Annotated in this window: 19 protein-coding genes, 2 pseudogenes and 1 riboswitch; of the genes and pseudogenes, 9 read left to right on the top strand and 12 right to left on the bottom strand. The window is 70.3% G+C overall.

From position 1 onward, the window contains the following. Positions 1-182 precede the first annotated feature (182 nt). The 3 genes and pseudogenes from gvpJ to C6361_RS35650 all read right to left on the bottom strand — a co-directional run. Positions 183-380, bottom strand: a pseudogene (gvpJ, locus tag C6361_RS39395) (gas vesicle protein GvpJ); the annotation flags it as partial. Between the two features lie 8 nt (positions 381-388). After that, entirely contained in the window at positions 389-1,657 is a 1,269-nt protein-coding gene (locus tag C6361_RS35655) for an SRPBCC family protein (protein WP_107270519.1), read from the bottom strand. Continuing rightward, on the bottom strand, positions 1,654-2,496 hold the full coding sequence (locus C6361_RS35650) for a hypothetical protein (RefSeq protein ID WP_107270518.1): 843 nt from the start codon (positions 2,494-2,496) through the stop codon (positions 1,654-1,656). Before C6361_RS35650 ends, C6361_RS35655 begins: the two co-directional genes overlap by 4 nt. Positions 2,497-2,866: 370 nt before the next feature. Between C6361_RS35650 and C6361_RS35645 the strand changes: the two genes are divergently transcribed. After that, entirely contained in the window at positions 2,867-3,325 is a 459-nt protein-coding gene (locus tag C6361_RS35645; protein ID WP_234359202.1) for a helix-turn-helix domain-containing protein, read from the top strand. Positions 3,326-3,334: 9 nt separating this feature from the next. Then, positions 3,335-3,766, top strand: coding sequence for a VOC family protein (locus tag C6361_RS35640; protein ID WP_107262943.1), 432 nt, complete (start codon positions 3,335-3,337; stop codon positions 3,764-3,766). A gap of 85 nt (positions 3,767-3,851) precedes the next feature. Here the strand turns inward: C6361_RS35640 and C6361_RS35635 are convergent. Beyond that, positions 3,852-3,977 (bottom strand): annotated as a pseudogene (locus C6361_RS35635) (sigma factor-like helix-turn-helix DNA-binding protein); the annotation flags it as partial. A 242-nt stretch (positions 3,978-4,219) separates the two neighbouring features. On the opposite strand from C6361_RS35635, the gene C6361_RS35630 reads away from it, so the two are divergent. Continuing rightward, positions 4,220-4,630: a YciI family protein gene (locus C6361_RS35630; RefSeq protein ID WP_234359705.1), complete on the top strand. Its 411-nt coding sequence runs from the start codon at positions 4,220-4,222 to the stop codon at positions 4,628-4,630. Between the two features lie 46 nt (positions 4,631-4,676). Next, positions 4,677-5,927, top strand: coding sequence for an RNA polymerase sigma factor (locus C6361_RS35625; protein ID WP_107270516.1), 1,251 nt, complete (start codon positions 4,677-4,679; stop codon positions 5,925-5,927). Between the two features lie 7 nt (positions 5,928-5,934). Here the strand turns inward: C6361_RS35625 and C6361_RS35620 are convergent, their stop codons facing one another. After that, a complete protein-coding gene (locus C6361_RS35620) occupies positions 5,935-6,378 on the bottom strand; it encodes a VOC family protein (protein ID WP_199853610.1) in 444 nt (147 codons plus the stop codon). Between the two features lie 147 nt (positions 6,379-6,525). Continuing rightward, positions 6,526-6,608, top strand: a riboswitch (S-adenosyl-L-homocysteine riboswitch). A gap of 16 nt (positions 6,609-6,624) precedes the next feature. Here C6361_RS35620 and metH point away from each other — a divergent pair. The 4 genes from metH to C6361_RS35600 all read left to right on the top strand — a co-directional run bounded on the left by metH (position 6,625) and on the right by C6361_RS35600 (position 12,428). After that, positions 6,625-10,272 carry a methionine synthase gene (gene metH / locus C6361_RS35615; protein ID WP_107270514.1) on the top strand — a complete coding sequence of 1,216 codons (3,648 nt, stop codon included), beginning with the start codon at positions 6,625-6,627 and terminating at the stop codon, positions 10,270-10,272. 105 nt (positions 10,273-10,377) lie between these two features. Next, positions 10,378-10,980, top strand: a complete 603-nt coding sequence (locus C6361_RS35610) for a hypothetical protein (protein ID WP_107270513.1) — start codon at positions 10,378-10,380, stop codon at positions 10,978-10,980. Positions 10,981-11,214: 234 nt separating this feature from the next. Beyond that, the gene (locus tag C6361_RS35605) at positions 11,215-11,814 is read left to right on the top strand and encodes a TIGR03086 family metal-binding protein (RefSeq protein WP_107270512.1); all 600 of its coding nucleotides are present in this window, start codon (positions 11,215-11,217) and stop codon (positions 11,812-11,814) included. Between the two features lie 125 nt (positions 11,815-11,939). Continuing rightward, positions 11,940-12,428, top strand: a complete 489-nt coding sequence (locus C6361_RS35600; protein ID WP_107270511.1) for a type II toxin-antitoxin system PemK/MazF family toxin — start codon at positions 11,940-11,942, stop codon at positions 12,426-12,428. A gap of 52 nt (positions 12,429-12,480) precedes the next feature. On the opposite strand, the gene C6361_RS35595 is transcribed toward C6361_RS35600, so the two are convergent. From C6361_RS35595 to C6361_RS37370, 6 genes are all read right to left on the bottom strand, one after another. Beyond that, positions 12,481-14,241 carry an ABC transporter substrate-binding protein gene (locus C6361_RS35595; protein ID WP_107270510.1) on the bottom strand — a complete coding sequence of 587 codons (1,761 nt, stop codon included), beginning with the start codon at positions 14,239-14,241 and terminating at the stop codon, positions 12,481-12,483. A gap of 137 nt (positions 14,242-14,378) precedes the next feature. Then, a complete protein-coding gene (locus tag C6361_RS35590) occupies positions 14,379-15,377 on the bottom strand; it encodes an ABC transporter permease (RefSeq protein WP_107270509.1) in 999 nt (332 codons plus the stop codon). Positions 15,378-15,389: 12 nt separating this feature from the next. Then, on the bottom strand, positions 15,390-16,448 hold the full coding sequence (locus C6361_RS35585; protein WP_234359201.1) for an ABC transporter permease: 1,059 nt from the start codon (positions 16,446-16,448) through the stop codon (positions 15,390-15,392). A gap of 53 nt (positions 16,449-16,501) precedes the next feature. After that, positions 16,502-17,530 carry an ABC transporter ATP-binding protein gene (locus C6361_RS35580; protein ID WP_107270508.1) on the bottom strand — a complete coding sequence of 343 codons (1,029 nt, stop codon included), beginning with the start codon at positions 17,528-17,530 and terminating at the stop codon, positions 16,502-16,504. Next, complete coding sequence (locus tag C6361_RS35575; RefSeq protein WP_199853165.1) at positions 17,527-18,603, bottom strand: ABC transporter ATP-binding protein; 1,077 nt, start codon at positions 18,601-18,603, stop codon at positions 17,527-17,529. The genes C6361_RS35580 and C6361_RS35575 overlap by 4 nt, the downstream gene beginning before the upstream one ends. Positions 18,604-19,037: 434 nt before the next feature. Further along, complete coding sequence (locus C6361_RS37370) at positions 19,038-19,208, bottom strand: hypothetical protein (RefSeq protein ID WP_234359200.1); 171 nt, start codon at positions 19,206-19,208, stop codon at positions 19,038-19,040. Positions 19,209-19,563: 355 nt separating this feature from the next. Between C6361_RS37370 and C6361_RS35570 the strand changes: the two genes are divergently transcribed. Next, positions 19,564-20,316, top strand: coding sequence for a DNA-binding transcriptional regulator (locus C6361_RS35570; RefSeq protein ID WP_107270506.1), 753 nt, complete (start codon positions 19,564-19,566; stop codon positions 20,314-20,316). Between the two features lie 343 nt (positions 20,317-20,659). On the opposite strand, the gene C6361_RS37365 is transcribed toward C6361_RS35570, so the two are convergent. Further along, positions 20,660-21,064, bottom strand: coding sequence for a hypothetical protein (locus tag C6361_RS37365; RefSeq protein ID WP_159079637.1), 405 nt, complete (start codon positions 21,062-21,064; stop codon positions 20,660-20,662).

Here is a 21,064-nt window from a genome sequence, read left to right as displayed (position 1 = left end):
CGAGGAACCCGGTCACGATCCCCGCCTCGTCCGCTGCTGCTGCTGTCGCCGCTGCCGCTGCCGCTGCTGCCGACGATCTCGCCGAGGGCGTCGCCGGCCTTCTCCACCAGCCCGGCCTTCGGGCCGGAGACCAGGTCCGGCAGGCCCTTGTCCCGGGTGGCCGAGAGGTCGAGCCGGTTCGTCGCCTCGGCGAACCGCAGGTACGTGTCGACGCTGGCCACCACGACCCGGGCGTCGACGGTCAGCAGCCGGATGCCGACCAGGCTGACCGCCAGGTGGGCGTCGATGACCACACCCTTGTCCAGGATCATCCCGACCACCTCGGCCAGGTCCGAGCCGCCTCCGCCTCCGCCGCCCCCGCCGGCGTCGGTCCGTCGCACGATGTCCGTCATCGCCCTCGTCCTCCACGGCTGCTCCGGCCGGCCTGTTCGGCCTCGCCCCCGGCCCGCTCCGTGCTGCGGCCACCACTGCTGCCTCCGGCGCCGGTACCACGCCCGGTGCGCTCGCCCTCACCCCGGCCGCTCGCTCGGCCCTCGCGGCTGGTCCGGGATCGGTTGCTGGCTGCACCCCGGCTGTCGGCTCCGGACGGGCTGTCGGCTCTGGACGGGCTGTCGGCTCCGGACGGGTTGGCGGCTCCGGACGGGCTGTCGGCTCTGGACGGGCTGTCGGCTCCGGACGGGCTGTCGGCTCCGGGCCGGCCGTCGGCTCGGGATGGCCGCGTCGCGCCACGGCGGCGCGGGGCGTCGTCGTCGTTCGACGGTTCGGCCGGGTCGCCGTCGCGGACGACCTGCCCGTCGCGGATCTCGCCGCGCCAGCCCTCCACCTCGTCCTGATGCAGGATCGTCTCGGTCATCACGTGCCGGACGAAGTGCTTGAGTTCGAGGCGTACCCGACGGCCCTGGGCCCGCCAGAGATTGCCGGTCCGCTCGAAGAGCCCCTGCGGGTGGTACTCGAGCACCAGCAGGATCCGGGTCAGGTCGGGGGTGACCTCGTGGAAGGTCACCGTCCCGTCGACCGAGCCCTTGTCGCCGGTGGACCGCCACACGATCCGCTCGTCCGGGACCTGCTCGACGGTGGTGGAGCGCCAACTGCGGTGCGACCAGAAGATCTGCGCCTTCCAGGTCAGCTCCTCGGGCGAGGTCCGTTCGACATGCTCGACCTTCTTCATGAACCGGGGAAAGTCCTCGAACCGGGTCCACTGGTCGTACGCCACCCGCCGGGGCACGCCGACCTCGATCGACTCGACGATGTTGGTCACCTTGAGCTTCTCCTTCGCCCCGCCGCCGCCCCGGCTCAGCGCGGTCCGTACCCGCTCCTTGACGGCGGCCACTCCGGCGGCCAGTCCCGCCTTCACCGGGGAGGCACCTTCGGCCAGCCGTCCGGCGCCGGCCTTCGCGGCCGCCCCGGTCGGCCCACTGCGCTCGGCGTACCGGACGAGCCGCTCGGTGGTACCACCGATCCGACCGGTCGCGGCCGTGACGACGCGTTCACCAGCGGCGCCGGCCAGACCCCGGAGCGCCTCGGTCAGTCCTGCCGAGGGCGTCGATCCCGTCGATCCCGTCGAGTCCTTCGAGGCCGTCGACTCAGCCGATTCGGTCGAGCGGGCCGCCCGGCCGCCGGTGGGACGAGCCTTCGCCGCACTGTCAGCCGGGCTCATCGGGTCCTCCGGCGCACCGGGGCGGCGTCGGTCGAGGCTCGCCGCCGGGCCGGCTGCTGCTGCCCGGACGTTGCCGTGGGACGCCTCCGGGTGCTTGCCCGCCCGGCCGAGGCCCGCTCCGAAGCCCGGTCGTCTGCGTCGCGGTCGTCGTCCATGTCGTCGTCCGCGTCGCGGTCGTCCAGGTGTCGGTCGTCTGCGTCGCGATCGTCGACGTCGTCGTCGGATTCGTCCTCATCGGCGTCGGGACCGTCGATGCCGTCGTCCCGGAGGTCGGCACCGGGCTCCGGGCCTTCGTCGGCGAACTCGTTGCCGGCGAACTCGTCGTCGGCGAACTCGTCCTCCCCGAACTCGTCGAGGTCGTCGTCCTCGTCGTCCGCCGGCCGGCGACTCCGGGGACCCCGGCGGGCCGTCGGCCGGATGTCCGACAGCTTCCGGCGGGACCGCTTGACCGGCTTCGCCACTTCGTCGGCCTGGTCCGCTTCGTCGGCCTGGTTCACCCCGTCCGCCTGGTCCGCCTCGTCCGGTCGTCCCTGGCCGGTTGCCCGCTCCGGATGGGTGCGCTCGCGCAGCCCGGCGCTGACCGAGTCGATGCGTCGGGTGACCGCGCTGGTCGCCGCGGCTCGGGTCGCCGCCACCAGCGGGGCGCCCAGCTCGGCGATCCGGCCCAGCTCGGAGGAGCCGCCGAGCAGTTTCGCCCCGCGGTGCAGCAGCCCGCGATCGCCGCTGAGCCGTCCGGCCACCACCGCGCCGCCCAGCACCGCGACCAGACCCAGCTTCCGGTGCCGCCCGACCAGATAGCCGACGCCGGCCCCCAAGGCGATCTGTGTCGCTCTGTTCATTCTCGTCATCCCCTTCGGTGTACCAATGGCACGCCGGCCATTCGGTCGTCGTCATTTCGTCGTTAGCGGCAGGCCGTACCCGGGGTTCCGTCGAGGAAAAACGCCTTTTCGAATTGCTGTGACCCAGGCCACAAAATGGTGGGGGAAAACCGTGCACATACCGCTGACGAGCTGCGGATTCGTCGAGACTGCGCGATCCGTCGACAATGACGCGGGACAGCGATCGGTGACTGGAATCGGTAAATCGAGAGAGCAAAGAAAGAGCGTCTCGACCGGGGGCGCAATGGACACCGTGCCCATTCGACGCGCGGGGGTCGATTCTCCTGCTGTTCGTCTCGATCGGTGACTCGATGCCCTAGACTGGGCCGCCGTGAGCGTGCCGCCGCGCCGGGCCCCCGGAGACCTGCTGGTGCATCTGCGCCGGGCGCGCGACTACGCGGACCTGCACTACGCCGAGCCGCTGGACCTCGGCACCCTCGCGGCGGTGGCCGGGATCAGCAAATACCACTTCCAGCGCCTCTTCACGGCGACGTACGGGGTCTCCCCGGCGGTGCACCTGAGCCGACGGCGGGTGGAGCGGGCCCAGGATCTGCTCCGGGCCACCAACCTCACCGTCACCGAGGTCTGCCACGCGGTCGGGTTCACCAGCCTGGGCTCGTTCAGCAGCCGGTTCCGGGAGCTGGTCGGCGAGACGCCGAGCGAGTTCCAGCGCCGCTGGGCCGCGAGCGGTGCTCCCCGGATCCCCGGCTGCTTCGTGTTCATGTGGGGACTCGCCGAGCGGCGCGGCTCCGCAACCGGGGAGAAGCCGGGGTCCGCCGACCCCTCCTAGCCTGGTCGCATGATCACTAACATCTCGATCGCCAGCGTGTTCGTGAAGGATATCGACGCGTCGAAGGCGTTCTACCTCGACGTGCTCGGCTTCGAGGAGCACACCGACATCACCCTCGCGGACGGCTCCTACCGCTGGTGCACCGTCAAACACCCCAAGCAGCCTGAGCTACAGGTGCACCTGACCCTGCCGGGTCCGCCGTACTCGCCGGAGATGGTGAGCGCGATCAACCGGGAGATGGACTCCGGTGGGATGTTCGGGCTCGGCCTGCACGTGGACGACTGCCGCAGGACGTACGACGAGCTTCGGGCCAGGGGTGTCGAGTTCATCCACACCCCGGAGGAGCGCCCGTACGGCGTCGAGGCGGTCGCTCGGGACAACTCGGGCAACTGGATGGTACTGGTCGAGCCTCGGGAGTACTCCGCCGCCGAGTTCGACTGAACAGACGCCTCCGCCCTACCCGGTGGCCGGCGCGGTCGCTCGCTCGGGCCGTCGGGTAGGGCGGAGGTGTGCCTGCGCTTACTTCTCAGTACGTGTCGGCGAGTTGGCCGCGGAGTTTGGTGAGGGCGCGGGTGAGGAGGCGGCTGATGTGCATTTGGGAGACGCCGATTTGTTCGGCGATTTGGGATTGGGTGAGGTTGCCGTAGAAGCGGCCAAACAAGGACTCAGCAAGAAAGAGATCATGCGCTGCCTCAAGCGCTACATCGTCCGCGAGGTCCACACCGCCCTCCTCGCCGACTTCACCGCCCTCAACACCCCTTGACTTCCATAGGAGCATCCCGTTCTGCGGCATGCTGGGGCGGATGGATGTCCGGAAGCGTCCGCCGGCCTCGACGTCTCCAGCGAGCGGCACCGGAGGCGGTGCCGACCGGAGAGGGAGTCACCGTGAAATACATGATCATGATGAGCGGGTCCCAGCGCGACTACGACGCGATGGCCGGCAAGGGCGGCGACGACTCGCCGGCCTGGTCGCCGGAGGAGATGGCGGCGCTGCACGAGTTCATGGCGGCCTGGAACGACGACCTGGTGGAGTCGGGCGAGTTCGTCGACGCCCGGGGGCTGACCGCGCCGGTGCACGCCCGACGGATCCAGCTCTCCGACGGCGTGCCGGTGGTGACCGACGGACCGTACCCGGAGACCCAGGAGGTGCTGGCCGGCTACACGATCGTGGAGTGCGACAGCTTCGACCGGGCGACCGAGATCGCGGCGAAGCTGGCCCGGACCCCGCATCCGGAGAACGCGACCCTGACCACCGACTGGTACGTCGACATCCGGCCGATCGCCGAGGGCATCGAGGACCTGTAGGACGCCGGGGACCGTAGGGCACCGGGATCGACAGGGCGTCGCCAGCGTGCCGGAGAAGGACGTCGAGGACCTGCTGCGTCACCTGGCGCCGCAGGTCCTCGGCGCGCTCGTCCGCCGGTACGGGCACTTCGACACCGCCGAGGACGCGGTGCAGGAGGCCCTGCTCGCCGCCGCCACCCGGTGGCCGGCCGAGGGGCTTCCGGAGAACCCCCGGGCCTGGCTGATCACCGTCGCCTCCCGTCGGCTCACCGACCTGCTCCGGGCCGAGCAGGCGCGGCGGCGCCGGGAGGACGCCGTCGCCCGCTGGGCGCTGCCCGACCAGTGGCTGGCGCCGGCCGCCGACCGGGCGCCGCCGGACTCCGACGACACGCTGGTACTCCTCTTCCTCTGCTGCCATCCGGCGCTCTCGCCGGCCTCGCAGATCGCGCTGACCCTGCGGGCGGTCGGCGGCCTCGGCAGTACGGAGATCGCCCGGGCCTTCCTGGTGCCGGAGGCCACCATGACCCGGCGGATCAGCCGGGCCAAGCAGCGGATCAGGGAGAGCGGCGTCCCGTTCCGGATGCCGCCGCCCGCCGAGCGCGCCGGGCGGCTCGCCGCGGTACTGCACGTGCTCTACCTGATCTTCAACGAGGGGTACGCCAGCACCACCGGCCCGGCCCTCTACCGCACGGAACTCTGCGCCGAGGCGATCCGGCTGGCCCGGATGCTGCACCGGCTGCTGCCGGACGACGCCGAGGTGACCGGACTGCTGGCGCTGATGCTGCTCACCGACGCCCGCCGCCCGGCGCGTACCGGGCCGGACGGCGCGCTGGTCCCGATGGCCGAGCAGGACCGGAGCCGCTGGGACGCCGGGCAGATCGCCGAGGGGGTGGCCCTGGTCAGCGCGGCCCTGCCGAGGGGACCGACCGGGCAATATCAGGTGCAGGCGGCGATCGCGGCCCTGCACGACGAGGCGCCGAGCGCCGAGGCGACCGACTGGCCGCAGATCGTCGCGCTCTACGAGGTGCTGCTGCGGATCGCCGCCAATCCGGTGGTGGCGCTCAACCACGCGGTGGCGGTGGCGATGGCGTCCGGCCCGCGCGCCGGACTGCACCTGCTGGAGCGGCTCGCCACCGACGACCGGATCGCCGACGACCACCGCCTGCACGCGGTCCGGGCACACCTGCTGGAGTTGGCCGGAGACCGTCCCGCGGCCCGGGTGGCGTACGCCACCGCCGCCCGCCGCGCCACCGCCCTGCCCCAGCAGCGCTACCTGAACGCCCGCGCCGCCCGCCTGATCACCACCACCGAGCCGTGACGCTGTCTCAGAGGAAGGTGGTGGCCCGCCCGACCCGAGACGTCCCGGAGGTGACCCCCGCCCCCCAGGAGCGGACGCAGAGTACGAGGCGGTAGCCGTCGGGGTCGGCGAAGGTGACGGCCCAGCGGTCCCAGTACGGGCCCTGGGAGACGCGGCGGCCGCCGGCCGAGGCGAGACGGGCGAGCAGGGCCTCGTCGAGCGGTCCGGAGAGATAGAGCACCAGCAGGTCCTCGGTGCTCGGCGCCGGCTCGGCGGCGAGGTGCGGGCCGCTGACGATCTCCAGGTGCCACCCCGCCCCGGGCCAGCCCAGCATCACCAGGTCGTGCTCCCCCGGAGCGTCGCCGGTGGCCCGGTAGAGCACCTCCAGGCCGAGCCCGGCGACATAGAAGCGTTCGATCGCGGCGGGATCCCGGGTCGGTCGGGCCAGCCGGAGATGCGCCCTCGGATCGATCGTCAACGCCGGACTCCTCCCGATCGGAAGGACCAAGCCTGCGAGTTGAACCGCGCTTCAGGTCAAGACCCGGGCGGGTGCTGAGCGCCATCCCACACTGCGCGAAGGTTTCGGTCCCGCCGAGCCCTTTCCGGTATTCTCGATCCTCGGGTCGAGAGGCGCTGCAACGGGCAGAGATGCCCGCCACGCTCGACCCGAGGATTCGATCTTTCCAAGGGCGCCTCCGTTCCACGACGGAGGTGGCCAATGGGTACGGCTTCGAGCGGCACCGAGACGCGGGCGGCCCGCACCCGGGCGCTACGCGAGCTGCTCGCCGAGCGGATCGTGGTGCTGGACGGTGCCTGGGGCACGATGCTCCAGGGTGCCCAGCTCACTCCGGCCGACTACCGGGGCGACCTGCTGGCCGACCACCCGCAGGACGTGACCGGCAACCCGGATCTGCTCAACCTGACCCGGCCGGACGTGATCCTCGACGTACACCGGCGTTACCTGGCGGCCGGCGCGGACATCACCTCGACGAACACCTTCACCGCGACGAGCATCGCGCAGGCCGACTACGGCCTCCAGGCGCTGGTCCCGGAGATGAACCTGCGCGGCGCCCAACTCGCCCGGCAGGCCGCCGACGAGGCGGGCGGCCGGTTCGTCGCCGGCTCGGTCGGGCCGCTGAACGTGACCCTCTCGCTCTCGCCCCGGGTGGACGACCCGGCCTTCCGGACCGTCACCTTCGACCGGGTGCGCGAGACGTACGCGGAGCAGATCCGGGCGCTGGCGGAAGGCGGCGTCGACATCCTGCTGATCGAGACGATCTTCGACACGCTGAACGCGAAGGCCGCCATCGCCGCCGCCCGGGAGGTCGCGCCGGATCTGCCGCTCTGGATCTCGGTGACCATCGTCGACCTGAGCGGCCGGACCCTCTCCGGGCAGACCGTCGAGGCGTTCTGGAGTTCGATCGCGCACGCCGAGCCGCTGGTCGTCGGGGTCAACTGCGCGCTCGGCGCCACCGAGGCGCGTCCGCACGTCGCCGACCTGGCCCGGCTCGCCGACACCTACGTCGCCTGCCACCCCAACGCCGGGCTGCCGAACGCGTTCGGCGGCTACGACGAGCAGCCCGAGGAGACCGGCCGGCTGCTCCGCGAGTTCGCCGACGCCGGCATGGTCAACATCGTCGGCGGCTGCTGCGGCACCGGCCCGGAGCACATCGCCCGGATCGCCGAGGCGGTCGCCGGCCGCGCGCCCCGACCGGTACCGGCGGTGCCGGCCGCCACCAGGTTCAGCGGGCTGGAGCCGTTCACCATCGGCCCCGACACCGGTTTCGTGATGATCGGCGAACGGACCAACGTGACGGGCTCGGCGCGGTTCCGCCGGCTGATCGAGGCCGACGACTACCAGGCCGCCGTCGACGTGGCGCTGGAGCAGGTACGCGGCGGCGCCAACATCCTCGACGTGAACATGGACGCCGACCTGCTCGACAGCGAGCGGGCGATGACCACCTTCCTGAACCTGATCGCCACCGAGCCCGAGGTCGCCCGCATCCCAATCATGATCGACAGCTCGCGGTGGAGCGTGCTGGAGGCCGGGCTCAAGTGCGTACAGGGTAAGGGGATCGTCAACTCGATCAGCCTGAAGGAGGGTGAGGAGACCTTCCTGGAGCAGGCCCGGCGGATCCGGGACTACGGCGCCGGTGTGGTGGTGATGGCCTTCGACGAACTCGGCCAGGCGGACACCACCGAACGCAAGGTCTCGATCTGCGCCCGGGCGTACGACCTGCTCACCCAGCGGGCCGGGTTCGCACCCACCGACATCGTCTTCGACCCGAACGTGCTCGCCGTGGCGACCGGGATCAGCGAGCACAACGGGTACGCGAAGGCGTTCATCGAGGCGCTCCCGCTGATCAAGGAGCGCTGCCCGGGGGCGAGGACCAGCGGCGGCATCTCCAACCTGTCGTTCTCGTTCCGGGGCAACGACGTCGTACGCGAGGCGATGCACTCGGCCTTCCTGCTGCACGCCGTACGGGCCGGGCTGGACATGGGGATCGTCAACGCCGGTCAGCTCGCCGTCTATCAGGACATCCCCGCCGACCTGCTGGAACTCGTCGAGGACGTACTCTTCGACAGGCGTCCGGACGCCACCGACCGGCTGGTCAGCTTCGCCTCCACGGTCAGCGGCTCCGGCACCCGACGCACCGTCGACCTCGGCTGGCGGGAGACGCCGGTCGCCGAGCGTCTCTCCTACGCGCTCGTGCACGGGATCGTCGACTTCATCGAGGCCGACACCGAGGAGGCGCGCAAGCAGGCCGACCGCCCGCTCGACGTGATCGAGGGGCCGCTGATGGACGGCATGAAGGTCGTCGGCGACCTCTTCGGCTCCGGCAAGATGTTCCTGCCCCAGGTGGTCAAGAGCGCCCGGGTGATGAAGCGTTCGGTCGCCTACCTGGAGCCGTACATGGAGGCGGAGAAGGAGCAGGCCCGGGCGGAGGGCCGGCTGGAGAGCAACCGGGGCCAGGGCAAGGTGGTGCTGGCGACGGTCAAGGGCGACGTGCACGACATCGGCAAGAACATCGTCGGCGTGGTGCTCGGCTGCAACAACTACGACGTGGTCGACCTCGGCGTGATGGTGCCGGCCGCGAAGATCCTGGACACCGCGATCGCCGAGGGCGCCGACGCGATCGGGCTCTCCGGGCTGATCACCCCGTCCCTGGACGAGATGGTCGCGGTCGCCACCGAGATGCGGCGGCGCGGGATGAGCCTGCCGCTGCTGATCGGCGGGGCCACCACCTCCCGGCAGCACACCGCGGTCCGGATCGCCCCGGCGTACGACGGCAGCACCGTGCACGTGCTCGACGCGTCCCGGGTGGTCGGGGTCGTCTCCGACCTGCTGAACCCGGAGCGGGCCGCCGAACTGGACGTGCGCAACCGGGCCGAGCAGCAGCGGCTGCGCGAGCAGCACGAGGGGCGGGACCGGGTTCCGCTGCTCACCCTCGACCAGGCCCGGGAGAACCGGGAAGAGGTCGACCACGCGGAGCCGCCGGTGCCGGCCTTCACCGGCGTACGCGTCGTGCGGCCCGAGCTGACCGCACTGCGCGAGATGATCGACTGGCAGTTCCTCTTCCTCGCCTGGGAACTGAAGGGGAAGTTCCCGGCGATCCTCGACCAGCCGGTGGCGCGGGAACTCTACGACGACGCCAACACCATGCTCGACCAGATCATCGCGGACGGCTCGCTTCGCGCCGTCGGGTCGTACGCCTTCTGGCCGGCGCACGCCGAGGGTGACGACATCGTGCTGACCGGTGAGGCCGACACCCGTTTCCCGATGCTGCGCCAGCAGACCGCCAAGCCGGCCGGCCGGCCGAACCGCTGCCTCGCCGACTACGTCGCGCCGGCCGGTGACCACCTCGGCGGCTTCGCGGTGGCGATCCACGGTGCGGAGGAGCTGGCCGCCGGCTTCGAGGCGCGACACGACGACTACCGGGCGATCATGGTCAAGGCGCTGGCCGACCGGCTCGCCGAGGCGTTCGCGGAGTACCTGCACCTACAGGCCCGGCGGGACTGGTACGAGCCGGACGCCGACCCGGCGATCGAGGATCTGCACGCCGAACGGTTCCGGGGCATCCGTCCCGCCCTCGGCTACCCGGCCAGCCCCGACCACAGCCTCAAGCGGCGGCTCTTCGAGCTGCTCGACGCCGAGGCGCTCGGGATGGGCCTGACCGAGTCGTACGCGATGACGCCGGCCGCCAGCGTCAGCGGGCTGCTCTTCGCGCACCCGTCGTCGCGGTACTTCACCGTCGGCCGGCTCGGCCGGGACCAGGTCGAGGACTACGCGGCCCGGCGGGGTCTGCCGGTCGCCGAGATCGAGCGCTGGCTCCGCCCCAACCTGGGGTACGACCCCGAACAGTGACCGACATCGCCCGATCGGTTAGCCAGCTATCCACCCTTTTGTCTCCGCATGTCCTCCGTTCGGCTCATTACCCTGGTCAGTGGGGGCCTAGGGGAGGAGACGCCGGTGGAACCGCGAGGCCCGCTCTCCTGGCGGATCGGCATCCGCAGGTGGGACCATCTGGTCGACTGCGCACTGTGGATCCGGGCGAGCGAGTGCATCGAGGTGCCGGCGCACCGGCTGGTACCCGGCCCGCTGGACCTCGACGAACTTCCGGCGCCGACCCGGCCGCTCGGCACCGTGCCCGGCGCCGAGTGGCTCGGCTGGTGGCTCTCGCTGGTCGACCCGGCCGGACGGCGTCCCCGTCCGCGCGCCGGCCTGGAGCCCGCCGACGACACTCCGGATCCGCTCGGCCTGGCACCCTGGCCGGCGCTGCGCCGGGTGGTCGCGGAACGCTGGCCGGAGGCCCGGGACTGGCACCTCGCCCGGCAGGGGGATTCCCTCACCCGGCCGGCTCCGGGTAACTCGGCCACCACCGGTCTGGTACGCCAGGTCGAACGGTCGCTGGGCCGGTCGGTACGCCCGTTCAGCGTCGAGATCACGCTGCTGCCGGTACGCGACGAGGTGATCCGCCGGGCGGACCACGAGCGCTACCTCGTCCCGGAGCGGGTGCACGACAGTCCACGCTGGTCGGTCTGGCTCCGCGACCTGGTGCTCCGGATCGGCTGACCGCGCACCCGTCGGCCGGTTTCCGGCCCGGACTGTCGGTGCCGGTGGGTAGTCTCCCGGACGGTCGGTCCGGCCTCGGTCCGGCCTCGAACCGACCTCGAACCGACCCGTCGGACGCGGGCCGGTTCGGCCGGTCCGTGACGTACCCGCCGGCACGCCGCTGCGGCACGTCCCGTCGGTCGACGGGTCGAGCCCGACGTGCCCACGCACACCAGTCGTCGAAGGGAGACGCGGATGCTCGACCTGGGTCCTGCCGCACAGGAGGTGATCCGCCTGGTCGGCGGCGTGACCGACGACCAGTTGACCGATCCGACGCCGAGCACCGACACCTCGGTGGCCGCCCTGTTGGACCACCTGATGGGTCTCTCGCTCGCCTTCACCTGGGCGGCGCGGAAGTCCGGCGGGGACGGCCCCGGCGCCTCCGCGCCGCCACCGCCGGCCAGTCCCGACAACCTCGATCCGCAGTGGCGCACCGTCCTGCCGGCGAGGCTGACCGAGCTGGTCGAGTCCTGGCGGCAGCCGGCGGCCTGGGCCGGGATGACCACGGCCGGCGGGGTGACGATGCCGGCCGAGGTGATGGGCATGGTCGCGCTGGACGAGCTGGTGCTGCACGGCTGGGATCTGGCCAAGGCGACCGGCCAGCCGTTCCACTGCGATCCGGCCAGCACCGAGGCGGTGCTGGAGTTCACCGCCGAGTCGGCCCGCCCCGAGCAGGCCGCCGGCCGCGAGGGGCTGTTCGGGCCGGTGGTGCCGGTGCCGGCGGACGCGCCGCCGTTCGACCGGGCGTTGGGCTTCGCCGGCCGGGACCCCGGCTGGACACCGCCGCCCCGCTGAACCGCCGGCCCTCGCGCTGGTACCGCCCGGTTCCTTCCGGTCCGGCTCCGATCGATCGAGCCGGGCCGGATCGGCGCGATCGAGCCGGGCCGGATCGGCGCGACGGCGACGGGTAGGGTTCCGCCGTGGCGAATCTCTGGAAGGGCGTGACCGCGACCGTCAGCCGGGTGACCCGGCGTGCCCCCGCTCGCAGCGCCGGACCCGTCCCCGCCCAGCTCGCACGGCGACGCCAGGTCTCCGCGTTGCAGCGCCGGGAGCTGGTCTACGCCCCCGAGCTGGACGGACAGGCCGACCCGGGCGAGATCGTCTGGACCTGGGTGTCCTACGAGGACGATCCGCGCCAGGGCAAGGACCGTCCGGTGCTGGTGGTCGGGCGGGTCAGCCGGACCCTCTTCGGGTTGATGCTCTCCAGCAAGAGCGACCGGGACGGTCAGCGGCACTGGCTCGCCCTCGGCCCCGGCGAGTGGGACCGGGACAACCGGCCGAGTTGGGTCCGGCTCGACCGGGTGCTGACGATGCGCGAGGACAGCATCCGGCGGGAGGGCGCGGTGTTGGACCGGGCCCGCTTCGACCTGGTCGGCCGGGCGCTGCGCACCGGGTACGGCTGGCGCTGAGCCGAGCCGGGGCCCCTCCGGATGCACCGGAGAGGCCCCGCCCGGACCCGGACTACTGCTTGATGTGGGCGTTGTAGAAGACCGGGGTGCCGAACTGCTCGGAGATGATCAGGCCACCGACCTTGCTGCCGGTGACCAGGAAGCTGTTGTCCTGGTAGATCGGCACGACCGGGACGTACTTCTCCATGATCATCTGGTCGAGCTTGGCCCACTCCGGTCCCGCCTCGCCGGCCGGTAGGTTGCTCACCCGGTCGATCTCGGCGTTCACGTCGTCGGCGTTGAAGTACGACACGTTGGAGTTGCCCTGCGGCCCGAGCTTGCGGCCGTCCCAGAGCACCGGGATCGTCGAGACCGCGCTCGGCCAGTCCGCCGCCCAGTTCGACAGGTAGATGTCGTACGGGTTGCCCCGGGTCCGGGCCGTCGGGTTGTGGGTCGGCTGGTCGACGTACTGCACGGTGACGTCGAAGCCGGCCCGCTCCAGGCTCTGCTCCACGATCGGCGCGGTCTGCTGGCCGAAGGCACTGTTCCGGGACATGAAGACCAGCTTGGGCTTCTGCCCGCCGAGCAACTCCTTGGCCTTCTCCGGGTTGCCGGTCGGCCCGCCGTCGTACGGGTTCGGGTACGCCGTCCGGCCGATGGTGGTGTCGGCCAGCAGGGTGTGGGTCAGCTTGCCGGAGGCGTCGCCGCCCTGGGTGGCGAGGATGCCCTGCTTGTCGATGGCGTACGCGATCGCCTGACGGATCTTCACGTCCTTGATCCGCTCGTTGTTGATGCTCAGGTACCAGACCGACGGGGCGGTCTTGCGCAGCGCCCGCTCACCGAGCGAGGTGTCGCCGAGCACCTGGTTGACCAGCGCCTGCGGGACCTCGTCCCAGGCGACAGCGAACTGGTCGGCGCCCTGGCTGGCGAGCGCCCGCTCGGTCGCGGCGGTGTCGTTCGGGCCGATCTCGACCTCGATGGCGTCCGGGTAGGCGTGCCGCAGCGGGTCGGTCTTCGGGTCCCAGTTCGGGTTGCGCTCCAGCACGAACCGGGTGTCCTTGATGTACTCCTTGATCTTGTACGGCCCGGAGGAGACGACCCGGCGGTCGTACTCGGTCCGGGTGTCCTGGGCCTTCGGCACCGGTACCGAGGTCGGCAGCGAGAGCGCGAACGGCAGGTCGCAGTGCGGCTTGGCGAAGTTGAAGATCAGCGTACGGTCGCCGCGCACGACCAGCCCGGGGACGTCGTCGATGCCCGAGGTGTACGGCCCCTTGTAGTTCGCGTTGTACGTCGCGTTGTCGGCCAGCCACTCCTGGATGTACGTCGGCCCGCCGTCGATGCTCTCCTCGAAGGAGCGGGCGATCCCGTACGCCACGTCGGCCGCCCTGATCGGCGTACCGTCCTCGAACTTCACCCCCTCCTTGAGGGTGTACTCCCAGGTCTTGCAGTCCTTGTTGACGTCCTTGCCGGGGTCGGTGGCGAGGTCACCGACGAGCAGTACGTTGCCGTTGCCGTCCTCCTTGAAGACGGTCAGCGTCCGGAGGAACATCTGCTGGATCGACATCCCGAAGAAGGTGTAGGTCCGCTGCGGGTCCAGGTGCTCGAAGTCCTCCTCCTGGATCAGCTTCAGCGTGCCGCCGGGCTTCGCCCCGGACACCTCGGCCGCCGGCCCCTGTGAGTCCTTCGGGTCGGTCGCGATCGAGCTGGTGAACTGCTTGCCGCCGCCGTTGTCGGAGTCACCGTTCTCGCCGGTGTTCTCCGAGCAGGCGGCCAGCGCACTGGTCGCGAGTACGAGCGCGGCGCTCGTCGCGGCCACCGCGAGCCTGGGTCGCATAGGAAGTCCTCCTGGTCTCGTTCCCGCAGGTCGGATCGGCATCGATCTGTTGAAGGAAATATTCACTCAAAGGAACTTGAAGGTAAGTTTCATAGCAGTAACGATGGGACAACGTTTCCGCACCCGCCACCGGACGGTCATCCGAGCCGGACCCGGGGGTCGACCACCGCGTAGAGCACGTCGACCAGGACGTTGGCGGCGACCACGAAGACGGCGGCGAGCAGCACCGTCGCCATCACGATCGGCATGTCCAGGTTGAGCGCCGCGTTCAGCGCCGTCTTGCCGAGCCCGGTGAACCCGAAGACCGTCTCGGTGATGACCGTGCCGCCGAGGTAGGCGCCGAGGTCCAGACCGGCGATCGTGATGATCGGGGTGATCGCGGCGCGCAGCGCGTGCCGGCCGTACACGGTGATTTTGCTCAGTCCCTTGGCCCGCGCGGTCCGGACGAAGTCCTCGGAGAGAGTCTCCAGCATCTGCGCCCGGGCCAGCCGGGCGTAGGTCGCGGAATTGAGGAAGCCGAGCGCGAACCAGGGCAGGATCATCGCCGACGCCCAGGCCAGCGGATTCTCGGTCAACGGGGTGTAGCGCGGATAGCCCAGCAGGCCGGTCTCGTAGACCAGGCCGATCAGCAGCAGCGGCCCGAAGAGCAGGATCGGCATGGAGGCGCCGACCAGCGAGGTGCCGACCGCCAGCCGGTCGAAGGCGGTCCCCCGGCGCAACGCCGAGACCATCCCGATCGAGATGCCGAGCAGCAGCCAGACCACGGCCGCGCCGAAGACGATGCTCAGGGTCACCGGCAGGGTACGCCCGACGATCCCGGTCACCGGCTCGTCGTTGCGGAACGAGAAGCCGAGGCAGGGCGCCGGACAGTCCCGGGCGGTCTCGCCGGAGCCGATGGTACGACCGACGAAGATGCCGCGCATGAAGTCGCCGTACTGCACCGGAATCGACCGGTCGAGCCCCATCCGGCGTTCGATCATCTCGATCCGCTCCGGGCTACAGACGTTCTTGCTGTCCCCGCACATCAGCTCGGCCGGGTTGTTCGGCACCGCGAAGAACATCCCGAAGGTGATCACGCTGACCGCGAGCAGGGTAGTCAGCGCCAGCAGGATCTTCTTGACCACGAATCGCAGCACGTCCGACCCCTCCTACCTGCTCGACTTCGGGTCGAGCGCGTCGCGCAGCGAGTCGCCGAAGAGGTTGAACGCCAGCACCAGCAGGAAGAGCGTGGTCCCGCCCACGATGGTGAAGCTCGGTACGTCCCGGATGTAGCGCACGCTGTCGTTGATCAACCGGCCGAGGTCGGGGGTCGGTTCCAACACCCCGATGCCGAGGAAGGACAGCGCCGCCTCCGCCGTGATCAGGGCCGGCACGTTCAGCGAGAAGGTCACCAGGATCGGCGCCCAGAGGTTCGGCAGGAGCTGCCGGAACAGGATGTGCCCCAGCCCCGCCCCGGAGGCCCGGGCCGCCTCGACGAACTCCCGCTCGCGCAGCGAGAGCACCTGACCGCGGACCAGCCGGGCGGAGATGGTCCAGTTGAAGAGTACGAAGATCAACACTAGTAGCGCCGGCCGGAACCAGGACGCCACCTCGTCGCGCGGCCCGTAGAACTGGTTCACCGCGAGCGGCACGAACGCGAAGCAGAAGATGTAGAACGGGAAGGCGAGCGCCAGGTCGATGATCCAGGTGATCATGGCGTCGAGCCAGCCGCCGACGTACCCGGCCAGGATGCCGATCACCACGCCGAGCGCGATCGTCAGCACGGCGGCGGTAAAGGCGATCATCAACGAGGTACGCAGCCCGTAGACCACCTGGATGAAGATGTCCCGCCCGATCCCCGGCTGGATGCCGAACCAGTGCTCGCCGGAGACTCCGGCGTAGCCGAGCGGGAAGCCGTTGCGGTCCAGCCGTTCCGGGAACCGGTCCTCCGGACCCTTGCCGTAGAGCCGGGCCACCAGCGGCGCGGCGGCCGCCAGCAGCACGAAGAAGACCAGTACCGCCCCGCTGACCAGCGCCACCCTGTCCCGGCGCAACCGCCGCCAGGCGAGCTGCCCCGGCGACCGGCCGACGATCTCGGCCGCCTCGACCGCCTTGGCGACGCTCCCCTCCGGTGGCGTGCCGTCCGGTACGTCCTCCGGAGCCGGCGCCGCCGGGCCGATTCCGGCCGCGACCGCCCCCACCTGTGCCGTGATCTGCTGCTCACTCACGACAGCTCGCCTCACTCATGACAGCTCGCCTCACTCACGACAGCTCGCCTCACTCATGACAGCTCGCCCTCCTCCGGGAAGTGGCAGGCCACCGCGCCGCCACCGCCCGGGTACCCGATGAGTGCCGGCTCCTCGGTCGCGCAGATCTCCCGGGCCTTCCAGCAGCGGGTACGGAACCGGCAGCCGGACGGCGGATCCAGCGGCGTCGGTACGTCCCCGCTGAGCCGGATCCGCCCCGCCGGCCCCAGTTTCGTCACGTCCGGTACGGCGGAGAGCAGCGCCCGGGTGTACGGATGCCGTGGCCGCTGGTAGATCTCCACCCGGTCCCCGGTCTCCACGATCTTCCCGAGGTACATCACCGCGATCCGCTGGCAGAAGTGCCGGACCACGGCGAGGTCGTGTGCGATGAAGACGAAGGCGAGATCCAGTTCCCGTTGCAGGTCGCGGAGGAGGTTGACCACCTGCGCCTGGATCGACACGTCCAGCGCGGAGACCGGCTCGTCGGCGACGACGAGCTTCGGCCGCAGGGCCAGCGCGCGGGCGATCCCGATCCGCTGCCGCTGCCCGCCGGAGAACTCGTGCGGATAGCGGTTGTAGTGCTCGGGGTTCAACCCGACCAGTTCGAGCAGCTCACGGACGCGCTGCTTCACCCCGCCGGGCGGTGCGATCCCGTTGACCTGCAACGGCATCGCCACGATCCGCCCGACGGTGTGCCGGGGATTCAGCGAGGCGTACGGGTCCTGGAAAATGATCTGGAGGTCCTGGCGGAGCGGTCGCAGCTCGCCCCGGGAGGCGTGCGTGATGTCCCGCCCCTCGAAGACGATCTTGCCGGCGGTCGGCTCCAGCAGCCGGACCAGCAGCCGGCCGGTGGTGGTCTTGCCGCAGCCCGACTCGCCGACCAGGCCGAGGGTCTCCCCCGCCCGGACCTCGAAGTCCAGCCCGTCCACCGCCCGCACCAGGCCACGACGGCGCCACCCGGAGCGCACCGGGAAGTGCTTGGTCAGCCCGGTCACGGTCAGCAGTGGCTCGGTGGAGAGATCGACAGACCCCGGTGCCGCTTCGATCCGCTGGTCCGCTCTCATCGCGCCACCCCCACCCGGGCGATCTCGTCGGCGTAGTAGCGCTGCCGGTCGGCCTCGGGCAGGTGACAGGCGACCCGGTGACCGGCCTCGGCCACCGGCAGCAGCTCGGGGACCTCCGTCGAGGCGCGTCCGCCGGTGCGGTCGGCGTACCGGCAGCGGGGGTGGAACGCGCAGCCGGGCGGCAGGTTGATCAGGCTCGGCGGGTTGCCCCGGATCGGCACCAGGTCCGCGTCCGCGTCGCCGTGCAACGACGGCACGCTGGAGAGCAACCCCCAGGTGTACGGGTGCTGCGGCCGGCGCAGCACCTGCTCGACACTGCCGTGCTCGACGGCCCGGCCGGCGTACATCACGAGTACGTCGTCGGCGACCTGACTGACCACGCCGAGATCGTGGGTGATCAGCACGATCGCCGAGTTGAACTCCGACTGGAGGTCGGCGAGCAGATCGAGGATCTGCGCCTGCACGGTGACGTCCAGCGCGGTGGTCGGCTCGTCGGCGACCAGCAGATCCGGGTCGTTGACCAGCGCCATGGCGATCATCACCCGCTGCCGCATCCCGCCGGAGAACTCGTGCGGGTAGTCGTCGACCCGGCGCTCCGGCTGTGGGATGCCGACCCGGCCCAGCATCTCAACCGCACGTCGCCGGGCGGCCTGGCGACCGGCACCGGGATGGTGCACCCGGTACGCCTCGGCGATCTGCCGGCCCACCGGATAGTAGGGGTGCAGTGCGGAGAGCGGATCCTGGAAGACCATCGCCATGTCCCGGCCGCGCAGTCTGCGGCACTCCGCATCGGACAGCCCCACGATGTCCCGCCCACCGACGAGGATCTCGCCGCTGATCTCCGTACGCCTCGGGTCGTGCAGGCCGAGCACGGCCAGGCTGGTGACGCTCTTGCCCGAGCCCGACTCGCCGACGATGCCGAGGGTGCGCCCGCGCTCGACGGCGAACGACAGCCCGTCGACCGCCCGCACCACCCCGTCCTCGGTGCGGAACCGCACCCGCAGGTCCCGCACCTGGAGGTACGCCTCGCCCGTCGGGGTCGCGGACGACGCTGTCGATTCCGGCGTTCCCACCAGCGCCCTCCTCTTCCTGCTCCGTCACCGGCTCCGCCGCTCACCCGGCTGACTTGCGTGAACGCGGGGAGCGTGAAGGTAACCTACAGCAGAGTTCAGAGGGTGAAAATAAGCTACAGGTGCCGATCTCTCCGGTCCGCCGGGCTCCCCCGGACCGGAGGACCGGTGTATCGCCCTATTCAAATGGCTCCGGTCCAGCCCTGTCGACCCCACCCACCCCATCGATGCCGCTCCGGATCCTCTCCGCGATCCGACGTACGTCGTCAAGCGTCTTCGGTCCCGTCGGCTCCGCCGCCACCGCGTCCTCGAACAGCGCCACCGCCGCCCACTCGTCCACCGGGCAGCCGTCCGGGCCGCAGGCGGGACAACCGCCGCCCTCGTGTGCCCGGACGAGACGCCGCGCGGCCCCCAGGACATCGGACTGCGGCGGAGGTTCACCGCGCATGTCGTCGCAGCACGTCGAGGCGGACCATCAACTCGATGCAGGGCGCGTGCGGCTCCACCGACGACCACGAGCAGGTCGGATGGTCGTGGCCGGTGACCCAGACCCAGACGTGGCCGCCGTCCTCCCGGGTCACGCCGGCATGGACCTTGGTCACCGTCATGGCGCATACGCGGTGCAGGGCAGGTCGTGGATGTGGTACCAGTCCCCGGACCGCAGCCGGAGCAAGGTTCCGGCGGGTAGTTCGGGAATCTCGGGCGGAGGGATGTGTGGCGGCTTCGTGGTCATCGCTTCGGCCCCGGCACCCTCACCCACCGACGACCATCCCACCGGTAGTCCCGCACTCTGCGCTGTCGCAGCCAGATCCATCCTCGGGTTCGTGTCAGCATCGTTCCTCCTTCGGAAAGGGCATGAACACAACATGTCGCGAGACACTTACCCTCCGCGATGACGCATCTGACGACGGAACGACGGCTTTGAGGGCGACATTCCGGCGACATTAGCGTTACGGTGACCGTATGACCGCGCCAAACAGTGCTCTTCGAGCCGTCCGACTGGGCATGCGGATGAGTCAGGACGACTTTGCTCGCGCCCTCCAGGACGCCGGCCGTCGAGCCGGCCAGCCCAACGACGCCAACAAGCGACTCGTGCAGCGCTGGGAGTCGGGCTCGATCACCGCCCCCCGACCTGTCTACGCTCGTGCGCTGGAGGTGGTCACCGGGTTGCCCATCGAGTCCCTGGGCTTCGCGGCCGCCGCATACGCCAACGTGACGCCAGACGGTCAGGGCGGACACGATCTCGTGCCGCCGACTGGCGCTCCGGTGATTCCCGCTGGTGCGCCGTCATCGCAGGGCAGTCCGCACCGCAACTACTCAGGCATCTGGCTGAGCCGGTACGAGTACTTCTCCAGCGGTCGGGACGGGGCGTTCGTCGGTCAGCATTTCGTGGTGGTGTTGCAGCACGGCGACCGGCTGACGATACGCAGCCTGCCGAACACCGCGGAGGGTTCGCTCACCATCGACATGACGGTCGACGGCAGCGTCGTCACCGGCACCTGGATCGAGCAGACCGACCCGAGCGGCTACTACCGTGGCGGCCGGTATCACGGGGCCATTCAGATGCTGGTCGAGCCGACCGGTCGGCGAATGACCGGCAAGTGGGTCGGGTTCGGCAAGGACATGGACATCAACACCGGACCCTGGGAACTGGTCTTCCGGGACGCCTCGACCAACAAGGCCACGATGGACCGCTACAACCGAACGCCGGATTAAGGCAGAAGCGAGCAGACCGCCTGCGCGAACCAGTGTCAACGGTGAACCTCGCCGACGCGGAGTCGGCCAACGGCAAGCAGCTCGACCACCTCCTAGTCGGGCAGCGCCCAGTCCCGCTTTGGGCCCCGGGACGATTGAACGAGATACTGCTGCTGTTGCGGCAACCGGCTCATACTCAGAACGTAAGACGGCGTCACGCAACGAGATCAGGAAAGACAGGCATTCCTACCGCTGCTCGCTAAATGACGACTCCGATAGGCGCATGGCCTACTTCCGGTAGATGCAGAAAGCCGAAGGCGTAACCCTGGATCCTGGCACCACAACAGCTTAGGGGATCCCATCCTCACCGACCGACGAAAAGCCTCCACAGCCGACGAAAAGGAGTGCCCCTACCTTCCCGCTTTTCCCAGTACCGATGCAGGCGCTCCCAATCCTCCTGCTTCAGTTCTGAAGCCCGCCACCCCTGCTCTCCCCGCAGACTTACACCACTCTCGTCAACAATATCCACTTTCATGTTTCTCTCGACATTAAGGTAGAGCCAGATCCGGTCCAGTATCCTCCGAGCCTCCTCTTTTGTGACCAGCTCACGGCCACCCCCTATCTTCCATGCCAAATCGGTCTCCCAGTATAGTACGTGATCGCGGAACTCTGCCTTAAGATCCAGCCTTCTATTCCCCTCAAGATAGGTTAACCCGAAATCTCCAGTAATTCGGATCCGATAATCCCCACCCATTCCTTGAGAGATCAT

Source organism: Plantactinospora sp. BC1 (assembly GCF_003030345.1).
Taxonomy (GTDB): domain Bacteria; phylum Actinomycetota; class Actinomycetes; order Mycobacteriales; family Micromonosporaceae; genus Plantactinospora.
This window is presented reverse-complemented; position numbering and strand designations above follow the sequence as displayed.

Bases quoted from the DNA above. Each gene is read 5' to 3' on its own strand.
- C6361_RS35655 (WP_107270519.1), bottom strand. From the start codon at position 1,657: ATGAGCCCGGCTGACAGTGCGGCGAAGGCTCGTCCCACCGGCGGCCGG.
- C6361_RS35650 (WP_107270518.1), bottom strand. From the start codon at position 2,496: ATGAACAGAGCGACACAGATCGCCTTGGGGGCCGGCGTCGGCTATCTG.
- C6361_RS35640 (WP_107262943.1), top strand. From the start codon at position 3,335: ATGATCACTAACATCTCGATCGCCAGCGTGTTCGTGAAGGATATCGAC.
- C6361_RS35630 (WP_234359705.1), top strand. From the start codon at position 4,220: ATGATCATGATGAGCGGGTCCCAGCGCGACTACGACGCGATGGCCGGC.
- metH (WP_107270514.1), top strand. From the start codon at position 6,625: ATGGGTACGGCTTCGAGCGGCACCGAGACGCGGGCGGCCCGCACCCGG.
- C6361_RS35605 (WP_107270512.1), top strand. From the start codon at position 11,215: ATGCTCGACCTGGGTCCTGCCGCACAGGAGGTGATCCGCCTGGTCGGC.
- C6361_RS35595 (WP_107270510.1), bottom strand. From the start codon at position 14,241: ATGCGACCCAGGCTCGCGGTGGCCGCGACGAGCGCCGCGCTCGTACTC.
- C6361_RS35580 (WP_107270508.1), bottom strand. From the start codon at position 17,530: ATGAGAGCGGACCAGCGGATCGAAGCGGCACCGGGGTCTGTCGATCTC.
- C6361_RS37370 (WP_234359200.1), bottom strand. From the start codon at position 19,208: ATGACGGTGACCAAGGTCCATGCCGGCGTGACCCGGGAGGACGGCGGC.
- C6361_RS35570 (WP_107270506.1), top strand. From the start codon at position 19,564: ATGACCGCGCCAAACAGTGCTCTTCGAGCCGTCCGACTGGGCATGCGG.
- C6361_RS37365 (WP_159079637.1), bottom strand. From the start codon at position 21,064: ATGATCTCTCAAGGAATGGGTGGGGATTATCGGATCCGAATTACTGGA.